The organism is Xanthomonas sp. NCPPB 2632 (assembly GCF_041228075.2).
Classification (GTDB): Bacteria; Pseudomonadota; Gammaproteobacteria; order Xanthomonadales; family Rhodanobacteraceae; genus Luteibacter.
This window is the reverse complement of record NZ_CM192979.1, coordinates 3,021,237-3,037,075: the sequence shown is the minus strand read 5'-3', so window position 1 is coordinate 3,037,075 and position 15,839 is coordinate 3,021,237. Positions and strand designations below refer to the sequence as shown.

Annotated in this window: 16 protein-coding genes; 6 read left to right on the top strand and 10 right to left on the bottom strand. The window is 69.1% G+C overall.

The features are described from left to right. Positions 1–247 precede the first annotated feature (247 nt). The 5 genes from AB8808_RS12875 to AB8808_RS12855 are packed head-to-tail and all read left to right on the top strand — an operon-like array spanning position 248 to position 3,150. On the top strand, positions 248–667 hold the full coding sequence (locus AB8808_RS12875) for a hypothetical protein (protein ID WP_369929944.1): 420 nt from the start codon (positions 248–250) through the stop codon (positions 665–667). 20 nt (positions 668–687) lie between these two features. Then, positions 688–1,170 carry a hypothetical protein gene (locus AB8808_RS12870; protein ID WP_369929942.1) on the top strand — a complete coding sequence of 161 codons (483 nt, stop codon included), beginning with the start codon at positions 688–690 and terminating at the stop codon, positions 1,168–1,170. Then, positions 1,167–1,364, top strand: coding sequence for a hypothetical protein (locus AB8808_RS12865; RefSeq protein WP_369929940.1), 198 nt, complete (start codon positions 1,167–1,169; stop codon positions 1,362–1,364). Before AB8808_RS12870 ends, AB8808_RS12865 begins: the two co-directional genes overlap by 4 nt. Before the next feature lie 36 nt (positions 1,365–1,400). Further along, on the top strand, positions 1,401–2,432 hold the full coding sequence (locus AB8808_RS12860; RefSeq protein WP_369929938.1) for a glycosylasparaginase: 1,032 nt from the start codon (positions 1,401–1,403) through the stop codon (positions 2,430–2,432). A 1-nt stretch (position 2,433) separates the two neighbouring features. Then, complete coding sequence (locus tag AB8808_RS12855; RefSeq protein WP_369929936.1) at positions 2,434–3,150, top strand: copper homeostasis protein CutC; 717 nt, start codon at positions 2,434–2,436, stop codon at positions 3,148–3,150. Positions 3,151–3,248: 98 nt separating this feature from the next. Here AB8808_RS12855 and pdeM read toward each other — a convergent pair whose 3' ends face one another. From pdeM to AB8808_RS12805, 10 genes are all read right to left on the bottom strand, one after another. After that, entirely contained in the window at positions 3,249–3,896 is a 648-nt protein-coding gene (pdeM, locus tag AB8808_RS12850) for a ligase-associated DNA damage response endonuclease PdeM (protein ID WP_369929934.1), read from the bottom strand. Continuing rightward, positions 3,893–6,331, bottom strand: coding sequence for a ligase-associated DNA damage response DEXH box helicase (locus AB8808_RS12845; RefSeq protein WP_369929932.1), 2,439 nt, complete (start codon positions 6,329–6,331; stop codon positions 3,893–3,895). The genes pdeM and AB8808_RS12845 overlap by 4 nt, the downstream gene beginning before the upstream one ends. Continuing rightward, a complete protein-coding gene (locus tag AB8808_RS12840) occupies positions 6,288–7,883 on the bottom strand; it encodes an ATP-dependent DNA ligase (RefSeq protein ID WP_369929929.1) in 1,596 nt (531 codons plus the stop codon). The genes AB8808_RS12845 and AB8808_RS12840 overlap by 44 nt, the downstream gene beginning before the upstream one ends. Next, complete coding sequence (locus tag AB8808_RS12835; protein ID WP_369929927.1) at positions 7,883–8,905, bottom strand: ligase-associated DNA damage response exonuclease; 1,023 nt, start codon at positions 8,903–8,905, stop codon at positions 7,883–7,885. The genes AB8808_RS12840 and AB8808_RS12835 overlap by 1 nt, the downstream gene beginning before the upstream one ends. 59 nt (positions 8,906–8,964) lie before the next feature. Then, positions 8,965–10,728 carry an ABC transporter transmembrane domain-containing protein gene (locus AB8808_RS12830; protein ID WP_369929925.1) on the bottom strand — a complete coding sequence of 588 codons (1,764 nt, stop codon included), beginning with the start codon at positions 10,726–10,728 and terminating at the stop codon, positions 8,965–8,967. Positions 10,729–10,801: 73 nt separating this feature from the next. Next, on the bottom strand, positions 10,802–11,398 hold the full coding sequence (locus AB8808_RS12825) for an IMPACT family protein (protein ID WP_369929923.1): 597 nt from the start codon (positions 11,396–11,398) through the stop codon (positions 10,802–10,804). Continuing rightward, a complete protein-coding gene (locus AB8808_RS12820) occupies positions 11,395–11,541 on the bottom strand; it encodes a hypothetical protein (protein WP_369929921.1) in 147 nt (48 codons plus the stop codon). Before AB8808_RS12820 ends, AB8808_RS12825 begins: the two co-directional genes overlap by 4 nt. Before the next feature lie 333 nt (positions 11,542–11,874). Continuing rightward, a complete protein-coding gene (locus AB8808_RS12815) occupies positions 11,875–13,365 on the bottom strand; it encodes a GGDEF domain-containing protein (RefSeq protein ID WP_036140874.1) in 1,491 nt (496 codons plus the stop codon). Positions 13,366–13,440: 75 nt separating this feature from the next. Continuing rightward, on the bottom strand, positions 13,441–14,178 hold the full coding sequence (locus tag AB8808_RS12810) for an anti-sigma factor (RefSeq protein WP_369929918.1): 738 nt from the start codon (positions 14,176–14,178) through the stop codon (positions 13,441–13,443). Next, positions 14,175–14,735, bottom strand: coding sequence for a sigma-70 family RNA polymerase sigma factor (locus AB8808_RS12805; protein ID WP_036140876.1), 561 nt, complete (start codon positions 14,733–14,735; stop codon positions 14,175–14,177). The genes AB8808_RS12810 and AB8808_RS12805 overlap by 4 nt, the downstream gene beginning before the upstream one ends. Positions 14,736–14,886: 151 nt before the next feature. Between AB8808_RS12805 and AB8808_RS12800 the strand changes: the two genes are divergently transcribed. Next, positions 14,887–15,837, top strand: coding sequence for an acyl-CoA desaturase (locus AB8808_RS12800; RefSeq protein ID WP_369929915.1), 951 nt, complete (start codon positions 14,887–14,889; stop codon positions 15,835–15,837). The last annotated feature ends 2 nt before the right edge of the window (positions 15,838–15,839 follow it).

Genomic DNA, 15,839 nt, shown 5'->3' with positions numbered 1-15,839 from the left:
GTGGATCTCGGACATCGTCCGCTCCTACGTGGCGCTGTGGAGGAGCGGACGATGTCCGCGATACGCGAATCCCACACCCGTTGTCATCCTGCGGTGCGATGACGTACGCCGAAACCAGGCATGACGCTGCGGCCGATGCCGTGCATCGGCATGCGGTAACGTTGCGCGCGGGCTGCGGTGCATAGCCGACGCGATACCCCACCGTGGACCCGCAGCGGGCAGGGCGCGACTGGCCCACGCTAGCTCCATGAAACCCCACTGCCACGGTGCCTCACTGATTGAATCACTGACTGCCCTGTCGGTGTTTGCCGTCGGCAGCGCGGCCAGCGGGGCGTGGTTTCACGCGTCGATGGCCATGGATGCGGCGGCATCTCGGACGATGGCCACCGTGACCGCCATCGCCGATCTGCGCGAGCGCATGCGCGCCAATCCGCTCGGTGTGTCAGGCGGTTCCTACAACGCCACCACGCCATCGGACGTCGGTTGCGCGGGCGGCTGCACGCCTGACCAGCTTGCCGCCGACGACCTCGCGCGGTTCCGCGCCAGCCTTCGTCGGCACGTCGGATCGTCCACGGCGTCCGTCGTCCGCTGCGAGGACACGACGCGTTGCATCGTGCATGTCACGCTCGGCCGCCATGTCGTCGCCGCCACATCGTTCCGGCCATGAACCAGCACGGGTCTGGCCTCGTGGAACTGCTGGTCTCGCTCGCCGTGGCCGGCATGGTGGCAGCGGTGGTCGCGGCAGGGGCGGGAGCGGCCGGTATGGCATCGCGGCGTCATCTCGACCGGGTCCAGCGCGAGGATGCGGCGCGCATGGCGCTGGCGGTGCTGGCGGACGATCTTTTCAGTTCGAAGCAGTGGCGAGCCTGCACGGAGGCAAGGGACTGCGACCTCACCGCCTGGCATCGCCCGTATCGGTCGTACCTGCTGCACACCGACGTCGCGGACTGGCTGGTCGGCGACGGGCTGCGGCGATGCGTAAAGCAGTGCGAGTCGCTGGTCGACGGGATCGTTCGACTTGAGGTCATGGCCGACCTGCCGGCCGATCCCGGGCAGGTTCGGCGCGTTCCCTTCCTGCAACGGCATGGAGACACGGCGCGCCTGCTGGAGGTCGCCGTGGTTCTCGCCGACGGCAGGCGATTCTCCCGCGTCGTGGCGAAGCAACCATGAAGTGTCGACGTGGGTCCGTGCTGGTCTTCGTGCTGCTGATGCTGGCCGCTCTCGGCCTGCTGGGCGCAGCCTTGTCTCGCGGCGCTGCCTCGCGGCGGCTGGCCGCCGCCGAATACCGGGACCGCGTCTGCGTCGCCGTCGGGCAGGACCGGGCTCGCTGGCAGGAGGATGTCGCCGCATGCGACCATCGGTAAAGGCGCAACCGGCGCGTCGTCGCACATGAGGGTTCCATGGATCGCAGGCGGTTTCTTCAGGGGGCGACGGTCGCTTCGGGCATGGCGTTGACTGCCAAGGGTCTGGCGGCGGATGTGGCGGGCGGGGCGAAGCAGCCCACGGCCGGCGGCATGCTGCCGCGCGTGTGTTCCACGTGGGACTTTGGCGTGGCCGCCAACCAGGCCGCGTGGAAGGTGCTCGCCGGCGGCGGTCGGTCGCTGGATGCGGTCGAAGCCGGCGCACGCGTGCCCGAGGCCGACCTGCGCAACCACAGTGTGGGACGCGCCGGCTACCCCGACCGGGACGGCAAGGTCACGCTCGATGCCAGCATCATGGACGAGAACGGCAACTGCGGCGCCGTCGCGGCGATCGAGCACATCGCGCATCCCATCTCCGTCGCGCGCCGCGTCATGGAGCGTACGCCGCACGTGCTGCTGGTCGGCGACGGCGCGCTGCAATTTGCGCTCGAGCAGGGCTTTTCCCGCGAGGAACTGCTTACGCCCGAGTCGGACAAGGCCTGGCACGAGTGGCTCAAGTCGGCGAAGTACAAGCCGGTGGCCAACAGCGAAGTGAAGAGTTACAACGCCGGTCCAGGCGGCACGCCGGGCGATGCCAGCAACCACGACACCATCGGCATGCTCGCCATCGATGCCAGGGGCAATCTCTCCGGTGCCTGCACCACCAGCGGCATGGCGTGGAAGCTGCACGGCCGTGTCGGCGACAGCCCGATCATCGGCGCGGGCCTGTATGTCGACAACGAGGTAGGCGCGGCAACCTCCACCGGCGTGGGCGAGGAAGTGATCCGTAACGTCGGCAGCTTCCTGGTCGTCGAACTGATGCGCCAGGGCCGATCACCCGAAGACGCCTGTCGCGAGGCCGTGGAACGCATCCTGCGGCGCAAGCCGCAGGCGAAGGATCTCCAGGTCGGCTTCCTCGCCCTCGACAAGAAGGGCAACGTGGGCGCGTGGTCGATCCAGAAGGGCTTCTCGTACGCAGTGTGCGACGCGTCGAAGCAGGATGCCCTGCATCCCGGCAAGAGCACCTACTGAGATGGCCTTGCTCGAAGTGGCCGCCAACTCCGTTGCCTCGGCGTTCGCCGCACAGGAAGGCGGCGCCGGGCGCATCGAACTGTGCGCCAGTCTGGACGAGGGTGGCGTAACGCCCTCGCACGGTACGATCGTGCTGGCGCGTGAGGGGCTGACTATCCCGCTCTATGTCCTCGTTCGTCCGCGCGGGGGCGACTTCCTCTACGAGAACATCGAGATCGAGTGCATGCTCGACGACATCGAACACTGCCGCGACCTGGGCTGCGACGGCGTCGTCGTCGGCGCGCTTACGGCGGAGGGCGACGTGGATACCGAGGCGTGCGCCTTGTTCGTGCGTGCGGCCGGCAGGATGGGTGTCACCTTCCATCGTGCTTTCGACCTGGTGCCCGATCGCCGTGAAGCCCTGGAAACCGTCATCGATCTCGGCTTCGAGCGGGTGCTCACATCGGGCGGCATGCAGAGTGCCGTGGCGGGCGCGGCCTCGATCGCGCAGCTGGTCGCGCAGGCCGGCGATCGCATGGTGGTGATGCCCGGCGCCGGCATCGAGCCGGGTAACGCCGCCAACCTGCGGGCCGCGACGCGTGCGCGCGAGTTTCATGCGTCGGCGAAGCGGCGGCTGCCCTCGGGCATGCGGTCGCCGGCCGATGCACTGGGCATGGGCGCAGGCGAGACGCGTACCGACGTGGACACGGTAAGGGCCATCGTCGCCGCGCTGGCGTAGAAGCCCACGATGTGGGCTGGCGTAGGAGCCCACGATGTGGGCGAACCCTCAGCCCACCTACAGCGAACGAGGCCATGCGCAATATCCAGGCGAGCGCTCTAAACCTTGACCGGCAACAGCCCCCCCGGTGTCACCGCGACAATGCGGCGGCCGGGCGCGGGCGGCGTCTCGTGCAGGCCGGTGAGGGTGCCGAAGGCCGGCAGCATGCCGACGTGGCGGTCGAAGACGAAGGCGGGCAGGCGATGCTTGCGCCAGCCGTCGCGCACCACGACGCCCGGGTGCACGTGGCCCGATAGCGTGTAGCCGTCGGCATGCGGCTCGGGATGATGGGCCAGCACGAACGGTGGCGCATGCATGCGATCCGGCCGCACCTCCACGCCCAGCGTGCCCACGTCGAAGTGCCGGTCGTGGTTGCCGGCGACAAGGATCATCGCCACCCCGGCATGTGCCTCGCGCCAGGCGCGCACACGCGAAACCCACGCGCTGCGTTCCGTCGCGGCGCCGTGCACCATGTCGCCCAACACGACCAGCTTCTCCGGCTGGAACGTGGCGATCAGCGCGTCCAGGCGTGCCAGGTCGTCGTCCGTATCGCCGCTGGGCACCGCGATGCCGGCACGGCGGAACACGGCGCCCTTGCCGAAGTGCACGTCGGTGACCATGAGCATGCGTCGGGCCGACCAGTGGATCGCACGTTCGCCATGCAATGTGAGCCGTTCGCCGGCCACCTCGATGTCCAGTGTGTTCATGGTCCGGCGCCTGCTTCCAGCTTGGCCAGCATGCGTTCGACACGGCTCTTCCAGTCGTCGGCGGCGATGCCGCCACGCAGTCGCTCCACCCATAGTGGAAACGCCAGCGGGCTGAGCCGCTTGGGCTCGTTCCACAGCAGCTGCGAACGCGCGATGCGCACCAGGCAATGGCGCAGGCGCGTGTAGTCGAGCTGTTGGTCGAGCACTTCGCGTTCGGCCTGCCACAGCAGGGGATGCTCGGGATCGTGACGACGCAGCACGTCGTACAGCAAGCCACTGGATGCCTGCAGCTGCCGCATCGTCTTGTTGTGCGCCGGGTAGCCGTTGAAGACCAGTCCGGCGACACGCGCGATCTCACGGAACTGGCGCTTGGCCAGCTCCGACAGGTTGACGCTGGCACGGATGTCGCTGCGCAGGCCTTGCGGATGCAGCAGGACGCGCATCGCTTCCGCGTCCAGTGCGGGCATGCGCGCGGCCGTGATCGTGAGCCCGTAGTCGTTGACGGCGTAGCCGTAATCGCCCGGCTGGATGCGCGCGAGGCGCAGCGCGAGCACGGCGGCCAGGCCCTCGTGTGCCAGCCGGCCCGCGAACGGGTAGACGAACAGGTAATCGCCCTCGCGAGTGCGTGTTCGCTCGCACAGCGTGGCATCCATGGACGGCACGCTGGATTGCCGGCGCTGGATATCCAGCAAGGGCGCGAGGGCGCGCATCTCGGCTTCGCGGCCTTCGCCGGCCAGCGTGCGACGCAGTTCGTCCGAGAGCTCGCCCGACAGAGGCAGCCGACCGCCCATCCAGCGCGGCACGCCACCGCGGCGGTTGGGTGCGGGGCGCACGTAGGCGGTCATGTCGCGCACGCGCACCAGTTCGAGGTGGCGACCGGCGAAGAGGAAGCGATCGCCCGGCCGCAGGCGGGAAAGAAAGCTCTCTTCCACCGTGCCCAGCCGCGCACCCTTCATGTAACGCACGGCCAGGCTGCCGTCCGAGGTGATCGTGCCGATGGACAGCCGGTGCATGCGGGCGACGCGACCGCTCTCGACATGGAAGCGGCCTTCCGTATTGGCCAGCTTGCGATACTCCGGATAACTGGCCAGCGCGGAGCCACCGGTGCGCAGGTAGGCCAGCACGGCGTCGAAACGCTCGCGCGGTAGCGAGGCGTAGGCCAGCGACGAGGTGATCTCCGCGTAGGCCTCATCGGCCGTGAAGCCGCCGCCCAGCGCCATCGTCAGCAGGTGCTGGGCCAGCACGTCCAGGCAGCCGCGCATCGGATGCCGCGGCTCCAGGTGGCCTTCGGCCAGCGCGCGTCGGGCGGCGGCGATCTCGGCCAGTTCGAGCAGGTGGGTGGGCACGCACAGGATCTTCGACGGCAGCCCGGGCCGGTGGCCGCTGCGTCCGGCGCGCTGGAGCAGGCGGGCGACGCTTTTCGGGCTACCGATCTGGATCACGCGCTCCACGCTGGAAAAATCCACGCCCAGGTCGAGGCTGGAGGTGGCGACCACGCAACGCAGTGTGCCCTGGCGCAGTTTTTCCTCGGTGGCCAGGCGCAGCTTCGGGTCGATCGAGCCGTGATGAAGCGCCAGCGATTCGGGTGCCTCCGGCCATACCGAGGCCAGCGCTTCGTGCCACAGCTCCGCCTGCGAGCGCGTGTTGGCGAAGACCAGGCTGCTGCGGGCGTCCAGCACGGCTTTCAACACACGTGGCAGTTGTGACAGGCCGAGGTGTCCAGCCCACGGGAAGCGCTCGCCGCCTTCCGGCAGGGCAGTCTCGATCACGGTCTTCTTGCGGCCACCGCCCCCGATCAGCACGCCGTCGCCGGATAGCGCGTGCAGGGCTTCGTCCAGGTTGCCCAGCGTGGCCGACAGGCCCCAGGTGCGCAGTTGCGGCAGCCAGTGGCGCAGGCGCGTGAGCCCCAGTTGCAGCAGGATGCCGCGCTTGTTGCCGAGCAGCTCGTGCCATTCGTCCACCACGATGCCGCGCAGCGAGGCGAAACGCTCGCGCGCATCGGGGTAGCTGAGCAGCAGCGCGAGGCTTTCCGGCGTGGTCACCAGCAGTTCGCAGGCACCCCGGCGCAGGCGGGCGCGCTCGGCGCTGCCGCTGTCGCCGGTGCGGCGGAGCACGCGCCACGGTAGCTCCATCGCCTCGACGGCGGCGGTGAGATGCTGCGCGGTGTCGGTGGCCAGGGAGCGCAACGGCGTGATCCAGAGCAACTGCAAACCCGTCTGCGGACGCAGCACCGCGTCGATCAGCGGACCGCCGGCCGCGGCCAGGGTCTTGCCGGTGCCGGTGGGCGCGTGGATCAGGCCGTTACGACCTTCGGCCCATGCGCGCCACGCCGCGCGCTGGAACGCGGCGGGTTTTCGTTCCTGCGTGGCGAACCACGCGACGAGGCGTGCCTCAGCCCGCCGCCAGGCGGCGGAGGTCGTCGAGTTTGTCGGCATCGCGGATCGCCAGGTCGGTGCGCCAGCGGAGGATGCGCGGGAAGCGCACGGCCACGCCGGCCTTGTGACGGCCGGAGGCCTGGATCGCCTCGAAGGCGAGTTCGAAGACATGCGTGGGTTCGACCGAGCGGACTGGGCCGAAGCGGTCGATGGTGTGTGCGCGGATCCAGCGATCGAGCCGGCCGATCTCGGCGTCGTCCAGGCCGGAATAAGCCTTGGCGACAGGGACCAGCGTCTCACCGTCCCAGACGCCGAAGGTGTAGTCGGTGAACAGACCGGAGCGCCGGCCATGGCCGGGCTGCGCATAGAGCAGCACGGCGTCCACCGTGTATGGTTCCACCTTCCACTTCCACCAGTCGCCTCGTTTGCGGCCGACGCGATAGGGCGAGTCGCGCCGCTTCAGCATCAACCCCTCCGTGCGCCGCTCGCGCGATTCGGTGCGCCACTGAGCCAGGGTCGTCCAGTCGCTTGCGCGCACTTGGGGCGACAGCGCCAGCGTGGGACCATGCGATGCGATGAGGCGTTCGAGCAGCAAACGTCGCTCCGCCAGCGAACGCTCTCGCAGGTCCTGCCCGTCGAGTTCCAGCAGGTCGTAGGCCATCAGGCGCACCGGCGTATCCGCCAGCAGCTTCGGACCGGGCTTGAGCTTGCCGATACGTTTCTGCAGTGCGGCGAACAGCAATGGATGATCCTCGCCTGGCGACCAGGCCAGGATCTCGCCATCGATGACGCAGCCGTCGGGCAGGGCGGCCGCGGCCAGCTCCAGTTCCGGAAAGCGGCCGTCCATGCGCTCCTCGCCGCGCGACCAGATCAGCGCACCTTCGGCACGGCGCATGAGCTGCGCGCGGATGCCGTCCCACTTCCATTCGGCCAGCCAGTCGTCGATCGCACCGAGCGCATCGATGTCCTGTTCGAGCGGCGAGGCCAGGAAAAAGGGGTAGGGGCGTTCACCCGCGTGCTCGTCGTCGCGCTCGGGTCCGGCCAGTGCACGAAACGCCTCCGCACTGGGTTTCCACGTGCCGCTCATGCGATGGGCGATGAGGTCGGTGGCAAGCGCCGACCACTGGGCCAGTGCCTGTACCACCAGCCGTTGCGACACGCCGACGCGCAGCGACCCGGTGAGCAGCTTGTTGACGAGGAAGATCTGTTCCTTCGGGGTGGACCGCCACCACTCGCGCAGCATGGCGATCCGCTCGCCGGCCTCCAGCTTGCCCAGCGAGGGCAGGCGCGCCTCCATCCATACGTGCAGGGCGGTGTCCTCGTTCTCGTCGTCGGTACCGGGCAACATCAGCGCGATGGTCTCGGCCAGGTCGCCGACGTGCTGGTAGCTGTCGTCGATCAGCCAGTCGGCATACCCGGTTTCGATGGCCAGCGCGGTGCGCATCTCGGTCGAGCTGGCGGTGCGCTTCAGCTTTCCGCCGCCCAGCACGTATACCGCCCACGCCGCGTCTTCCGCCGGTGCATCGGCGAAGTACGCCGCCATCGCCTCGCGCTTGGCGGTGGTGGACGCCGTCCGGTCCAGCGCCTCGAACAACCGGGAGAAGCGGCGCATCAGTCGCCTTCCTCGCTGCTGCGCTCGTCGGGCATGCTGCCGCCCAGCGAACGCAGCGCACGGGCGTCGTGGCCCTTGTCGCGCAGGTAATGGATCAACGCCTCGCCGTCGCCGTGGGTTACGTAGATACGCTTTGCGCCGCAGTCCTCGACACTGCGGATGAGGCCGGGCCAGTCGGCGTGATCGGACACGATGAAACCGCGATCGTAGCCGCGACGACGACGCGCCCCACGCACCTGCATCCACCCCGAGGCGAACCCCGTGGATGCCTTGCCGAAGCGTTTCATCCAGGGCGCACCGGCCGCGGAGGGTGGCGCCATGACCAGTTCACCCGCGAAGTCGCGACCCTTGGCCGAGTCGCTCACGGGTTGGGTAGGCACCATGCTGACACCCGCATCGCGATACGCCTCGACCAGTCGTACCATGGCGCCGTGCAGGTGCACCGTGCGATCGGTGCGCAGCGCCAGTTCGGCCAGGATGCGCTGGGCCTTGCCCAGGGCATAGCAGAACAGCACCGCGGGCACGCCGCGTGCCGCGCACTCGTCCAGCCAGGCCAGCATCTCGTCGATGACGCGGGACATCGGTGGCCAGCGGTAGATCGGCAGACCGAAGGTGGATTCGGTGACGAACACATCGCACGGCACCGGCTCGAACGGCACGCAGGTCGGGTCGGGATCGCGCTTGTAGTCGCCGGAGACCACCGCGACCAGGTCGGGTGTCTCGATGCGGATCTGTGCGGCGCCCAGCACGTGGCCCGACGGATGCAGCGAAATCACGGTGTTGCCGAGCGTGAAACGCTCACCGTAGGCATATTCCTGGATGACCGCCGCCGTACCGAGCCGTTCGCGCATCAGTCCGCCACCGGCTCTCGCCACGTGGTAAAGGCCGCTGCCGGAGCGCGCATGGTCGCCGTGGGCATGCGTCACCACTGCCCGCGGCACCGGCTGCATCGGATCGATGTAGAAGTCGCCGGCGGGGCAATAGAGGCCCTGGGGGCGGGGTAGCAGCACGTCGCTGTCCATCCGCCGACGTTAGGCAGCCGCACGTCAACGCGACGTGCGCACAGCGGGAACGCGGCGGGTCAGGCGACGAACTGCAACCGTGCCAGTTCCGCGTAGAGGCCACCCTCGCGCAGCAACGATTCATGCGTGCCTTGCGCGATGATCCGGCCGCCGTCCATCACCACGATGCGATCGGCGCGCTGCACGGTGGCCAGGCGATGCGCGATCACCAGCGTGGTGCGGCCCTTTTCGAGGCGTTCCAGCGCCTGCTGGATAGCCGCTTCCGACTGTGCGTCCAGGGCGGATGTGGCCTCGTCCAGCAGCAGCAACGGCGCATCGCGCAGGATCGCCCGCGCGATGGCGATGCGCTGCTTCTGTCCACCGGACAGCCGCACCCCGCGCTCACCCAGCGCCGCGTCGTAGCCGTCGGGCAGGGCGGAGAGGAAGCCGTCGGCTTCGGCAAGGCGTGCGGCCTCGCGCACTTCGTCGGCGGTCGCGTCCTCGCGGCCGAAGCGGATGTTGTCGGCGGCGCTGCCGCCGAAGATCACGGTCTCCTGCGGCACCAGGGCGATGACGCCGCGCAGTTCCGGCAAGGCCAGTGCGCGCAGGTCGACGCCATCCAGGCGGATCGACCCGGCCACCGGATCGTGGAAGCGCAACAACAGGCTCAGCACGGTGCTCTTGCCCGCACCCGACGGCCCCACCAGCGCCACGGTTTCGCCCGGCGCAATGCTCAGGTCGAAATCCGACAGCGCGGCCACGTCGGGACGTGACGGATAGCGGAACTGCACATGGTCGAAACGCAAGGCGCCGGTGACGGGCGTGGGCAGCGGTTCCGGCGCGGCGGGCGTGGCGATGGTGGCGGTTTCGGCGAACAGCTCACCGATGCGCTCCATCGCGCCGGCGGCGCGCAGCACGTCGCCCCACACTTCGGAAAGCCCGGCCACGGACCCGGCGGCGAAGATCGCATACAGCACGAACTGGCTGAGCACGCCTGGGGCAAGCTCCCCCGCGATGACATCGCGCGCGCCGGCCCAGAGCACCAGCGTGATCGCGCCGAAGATCAGCACGATCACCGCCGCCGTGAGCAACGAGCGCATGCCGATACGGCGACGCGCCGTGGCGAGGGCCAGGTCGATCGCCTCCGAGTAGCGCCGGCTTTCGGTGGGTTCGCGCGCATAGGCCTTGACCGCCTGTGCCGCGTTGAGGGTTTCGTTGGCGACGGCTGCCGCATCCGCGATGCGATCCTGGCTGGAGCGGGACAGCTTCTGCACGCGACGACCGAACACCAGGATGGGCAGCATCACGGCGGGGATGACCAGGGCGGTGAGCCCGGCCAGGCGTGGGCTGGTCCAGGCCATGGCCACGGCGGCGCCGATCAGCATGACCGCACTGCGCAGCGCCACGGAAATGCCCGAGCCGATCAGGGTCTGCACCACCTCGGTGTCCGTACCCAGGCGCGAGGTGAGTTCGCCCACGCGGGTGCTTTCGAAGAAACCCACGTCCAGGCCGATGACGTGGCGGTACAGGGAACTGCGCAGTTCGGCCAGCGAACGCTCGCCCAGCAACGCGATGCAGTAGTAGCGGGCCGCCGTGGCGATGGCCAGCACGATGGCGACGCCGAACAGGCCCAGGAAGGTGCCGTTGATGGAGGCCAGGTTGGAGGCGAGGAAGCCGTGGTCGATGATGTGTCGCACGGCGACCGGCAGGGTGAGCGACGCACCGGAGGAGATGCCCAGGAACACCAGCCAGCCGATGGCCAGTGACTTGTGCGGCCGGAGGAACGGCCAGAGGTTGCGGAGCACGCCGACCTTCTTCGACTTTTCCCTGCGCTCGACGGTCATGCGTGGTCCATTCTTTGGGTCATCCGCCACCGGATGGGGCCGGGGGAGGGCGTATTCAACATGCGGGGGCGGCTCAGTCGACGCGCCTGGGCGCGATCCGGCCGCGCGAGAGGTCCACGATACGCGCCGCAAGCGCTTCCAGGCGGTCCAGCGGCGCACTCACGACCAGGTCGGCACCGTCGGCGACGAAGGTTTCGTCCTCCACCGTTCCATCCATGTCGCGTATCCGTGCCGTCACCAGGGCCAGCTCGGCAAAGTCGCAGTGCAGGCCCAGCCGGCCGACCTGGACGATGATCGTGCGCGGCGCCAGTCGCAGGCACTCGGCGGCGCTGCCGCCGTAGGCACGGGCGAGGCCACCCGCGCCCAGCTTGATGCCGCCGTACCAGCGCGTCACCAGCACTGCCACGCGGTCGCAGCCCTGGCCGTCGATCGCCTGCAGGATGGGGCGTCCGGCCGTGCCGCCGGGTTCGCCGTCGTCATGGAACCGGTAGGCATCGCCCACCCGGTAGGCCCAGCAGTTGTGCGTGGCGTTCGGGTCACCGACCGTCCCGAACCAGGCGAGGGCATCCTCCGCCGACGCCACCGGCGCTGCCTGGGCGAGGAAACGGCTTTTCCTGATGTCTTCCTCGTGCCGCCACGGTGCGGCGAGGGTATCCAACGGCACACTCATGGGTGGAGATCGAGCAGGTCCTGGGGCAGGTCGTAACGGGGATGCCGGCGGCGAAGGTCGCGCAGCTGGCGCAACGCCTCGGCGCGTTCGCCGCGCCCGAGCAGCCGGCGGATCTCGCCGACGGCATCGTCCGGTGGCAGCACGGGTGTCGCAGGATACCGCGCTTCATCCCGCCACGTGCCATCGACCGCCGGGGCCTTCCGGAGGTTAGAGCGGGTCGACGACGCCACAGGACCGGGCGATGCCGGCGTCGCGGCGGCGGATCCTGTGCTGGCGGGGGGGCGCGGCTCGATGTCACCGGGCGACCGTGGCGGAAGGCGACCGGCGGGCGAGACGGCCAGAGGCGCTGACGTGGGGCTCTCGGGACGCAGCGCCAGCGGCCGGGTATCGCGCGCCCGCCACGCGATGGCCCACACCAGTGTCAGCACGAGCACAATGCCCGCTCCGACGATCCAGGGCCCGCGGCGGGACATCCGTCAGGCCCGCGAGGTTTCGGGACGCGGTTCGACGGCAGCGCCCACACGGTTGCGTCCGGCATCCTTGGCCCGGTAGAGGGCGCGATCCGCGGCATTGAGCAGGTCGAGCGGTCCGCTGTTGGCGGTGGGATGCATAGCCGCCGCGCCGATCGTGATGGTCAGCACCCCGAACGGGCTGGTCGGGTGCAGGATCGCGTGGGCCTCCACCTGGGAACGAAGATCCTCGGCGAGCGCCAGCGCGTCGTCCAGCCGCGTGCCGGGGGCCACTACCGCGAACTCCTCGCCGCCGAAGCGGGCGATGAAGTCGCTGGGACGCAGGCCGCGCGCCGTCAGCGCTTCCGCCAGCGCACGCAAGCAGTCGTCACCGGCGAGATGACCGTATCGGTCGTTGTATTCCTTGAAGTAGTCGACGTCGATCATCAGCAGGGCGATGGGTTCGCGCTGGCCCGGGCGGTGCCATTCGCGCAGCAGGCGTTCGTCCAGGGCGCGCCGGTTGGCCAGGCCGGTAAGGCTGTCGACGAACACCAGCCCCTGCAATTCCTCGCGGCTGCGCGAGAGCCGGAACTCTTCTTCCACCAGGTCCACCTGCGCCAGGGTGCCACGCAGGCCGATGCCGATGACCGCGGCGATCGCCCCGGCGATACCCAGCGACGGATAGCCGGGTATGACCATGAGGCCGAAGCCCAGCACGCTCATGGCCAGGAAAGTGGGGCTGGCGCTCTGCACGAAGCGCACGAGATAGACCGGCGCGTGCCAGTGCCTTTGCGGCAGGCGCGCCGCCATCGTGACCATGAGGGCCAGGAAGGGGACGTCGAGCAGGACATCCCACAAGGATGTGCCGAAATCCGGGTTGCCGCCGAGCGCGACGAAATGGTTGTAGAAAAAGCCCGCCAGCGCGTAGGTGACGAAGAAGGCGGTGACCGAACGGAAGAAGGCGTGGTCGTCGGCGCGGTCGGTGGCCAGGAAGCGCAGCGATGCCGCCACCGCCAGGCACGCGTTCTCGAAGTCGAGCATGTAGGCCACGTCCACGGCCTGTTGCGGCCCCATGGCACCCTGGAGCGACACGATCGAGAAGGTACGCACGTAGAACAGCACGCCCAGCAGCGCCGCCAGCACCAGGTCGATGCCCAGCGCCCAGTGCTTGCGCGCCGCGACCGGCGCGGACGAGACTGCCACCAGCACGGGCAGCACGTAGAGGATGTAGAAGAACATGCTGTCGCCGGGCGCCAGGTTGGCATTGTCCAGCGAGTAGTTCTGCCGCGCCGACAGCCCCATGCCGATGGCCCACAGCACCAGGCTGGCGGTCAGCAGCCACCAGCGGCGGTCGCCGGGCGTGCCCGAGCGGCGGAACGCGCGCACCGTGCCGGCCATGGCCAGCAGCGCCACGGCGAAAAAGAACACGTAGGACACGGCCATGCCGCGCGACGGCATCAGCGCAAGGCCGGCAACGTGTGCCGCGACGATGAGGCCCGCGGCGATGAGCGCTTTCATTGGCGTGCTTCTCCCGGCCTGCGACGCAGTAGTCGTATCGGCAGGCTCAAGGGAAGATTGAGCGCCTGCGGGCGGCTACGCCGCGCGAATGGCGCCCTTGGCGATGACCGGACCCGTGGGCTGGCCCGTCGGCGAGCCGCCGGACGGTTCCAGCGATACGGCCAGGGCGGCGGTGGGGCCGAGTCGGTCGAGCAACGATTTGTCCAGGTGGATGCGCTTGGGATCGGAAGGCACGAACACGCCTACCGATATGGGTTTGCCGCCTTCGGGGATCAGCCAGAGCTCGGTGCTGCGATCGGCGGCGATGGCCTCGGGTGACGCGGGTACGAGCAGCAGCTCGCTACGCTCGATGTCCATGGTGGCTGTCCACCCGGCCACGCCGCGGTCGGTGGCGATGGTGGCGACCATCAGCGTGGCGGGTGCCGGTGCCGTCGTCGCCAGCGGTGGTGCCGTCGGCGCGCCGGGACGGGTGAGGGTCAGCACCAGCAGGCACGCGGCCACCGCCGTGGCGCCGATGCCCAGCCAGCGCCACAGCGCCACGCTGTCCCAGGCGCGATCGGGCTTGCGCGCTGGCGCGGCGTCCAGGCCCAGGCGCCGGCGGATCGCGGCCCACACATGGGCCGGCGGTGCCTCGTCGGCGATCTCCAGCGCAAGCGGCGTGAGATGTCGCTGCCAGAGGCCCACGGCGACGGCGGCCTCCGGGCTGGTTTCCATCTCCCTGGCGACCGCGGCGCGCGCGTCCGCATCCAGCAGGCCGAGTACGTACTCGGCATACCGCAGGTTGTCCTTGTCCGATTCGAAAGTACTGTTCATGGATTGAGGCAAGCCCTGAGCTGCAGGAGACCACGGCGGACCCAGCTTTTCATGGTGCCAAGGGGCACCTTTGCGCGTTCCGCCAGCTCGTTATACGTAGCGCCACCGAAAAAGGCTTCACGGATCGAGCGACGCTGCTGTTGTTCGAGCTCGGACAGGCAGGCGCGCAGGCGGCGGTACTCCTGGTCGCTTTCCGCGTCATGGGCGGGGCCGGGGCGATCGTCGACCAGGGCATCGAAGTCGACGTCGTGCGCCTGGCGCAGGTCCGGGCGTTGGCGCAAACGGTCGATCGCCTTGTTGCGGGCCACGGTCAGCAGCCAGGTGACCGCGCTGGCCAGGGCCGGATCGAAGCTCGCGGAGCGCTTCCATACGGTGACGAAGGCTTCCTGGAGGACTTCCTCCGCTTCGTCGCGATCGTTCATCACGCGCAGGCAGACGCCGAACAGGCGCGGCGACGTACGGCGGTAGAGCTCGGCGAAGGCGCGTTCGTCCCCTTCGGCGGTGCGTTGCAGCAATCGGTTCAGCTCGTCGCGCTCGGCGGGGCTGGTGGCGGGCATGCGTCGGGTTTCCTTGGTCGGACGGGGCCGGTCAACGGTGCACCACGATCTATAGCATGAACAGGGTGTCGGGGGCAGGGTAGCCGGGCATGTGCATCCATTCGCGGCATCATCCCGTATATATAGAAGACCCCACGGAGCCTCTATCGTCATGCCCATCGATGCCACCCGCAACGTCCCCCTGCCGCGTCGCAAGGCAGCGTGGCGCCGCTGGTTCGACACCTCGGTCGCCGATGCCGGCGACGATGCCCGTGCCGATCGCATCGACTGGCTGCGGGCTTCGCCGTTCGTCGTCATGCACCTGGCGTGCCTGGGGGCGATCTGGACCGGGGTATCGACGGTAGCGGTGCTGGTCGCAGTGGCCCTCTATGCCGTGCGGATGTTCGCGCTGACCGGCTTCTATCACCGCTATTTCTCGCATCGCACTTTCCGTACATCCCGGGCGGTGCAGTTCGTCTTCGCCCTGATCGGTGCCAGTTGCGTGCAGCGCGGCCCCTTGTGGTGGGCCGCTCACCACCGCAACCATCACCGGCATACCGACACGACGCTGGACCCGCATTCGCCGTCCGTGCATGGTTTCCTCTGGAGCCACGCGGGCTGGTTCCTGACGCCGCGCGGCTTTCGCACCGAGATCGAGCGCGTGCCCGACCTGGCCGTGTACCCGGAGCTGCGCTGGCTGGACCGCTTCGATACCGCCATTCCCGTCGTGCTGGCCATCGCCCTGTTCGGGCTGGGCAAGCTGCTGCAGCATGTGGCGCCGGGGCTGGGTACGGACGGCTGGCAGATGCTGGTGTGGGGGTTCTTCATCTCCACCACCGTGCTGTTCCACGCCACGGTGACCATCAATTCGCTGGCCCACCGGTACGGCAAGCGGCGTTTCGATACTCGCGACGACAGCCGCAACAACGTGTGGCTGGCGCTCATCACGTTCGGCGAGGGCTGGCACAACAACCATCACTTCTTCCCGGGCACCGTTCGCCAGGGCTTTCGCTGGTGGGAGATCGACATGACCTACTACGGCCTGGTGCTGATGTCGTGGCTGGGGCTGGTGCATGACCTCAAGCCGATCCCCGGGTGGGTGTCCGCCAAGGCGAGGGGCTGAGC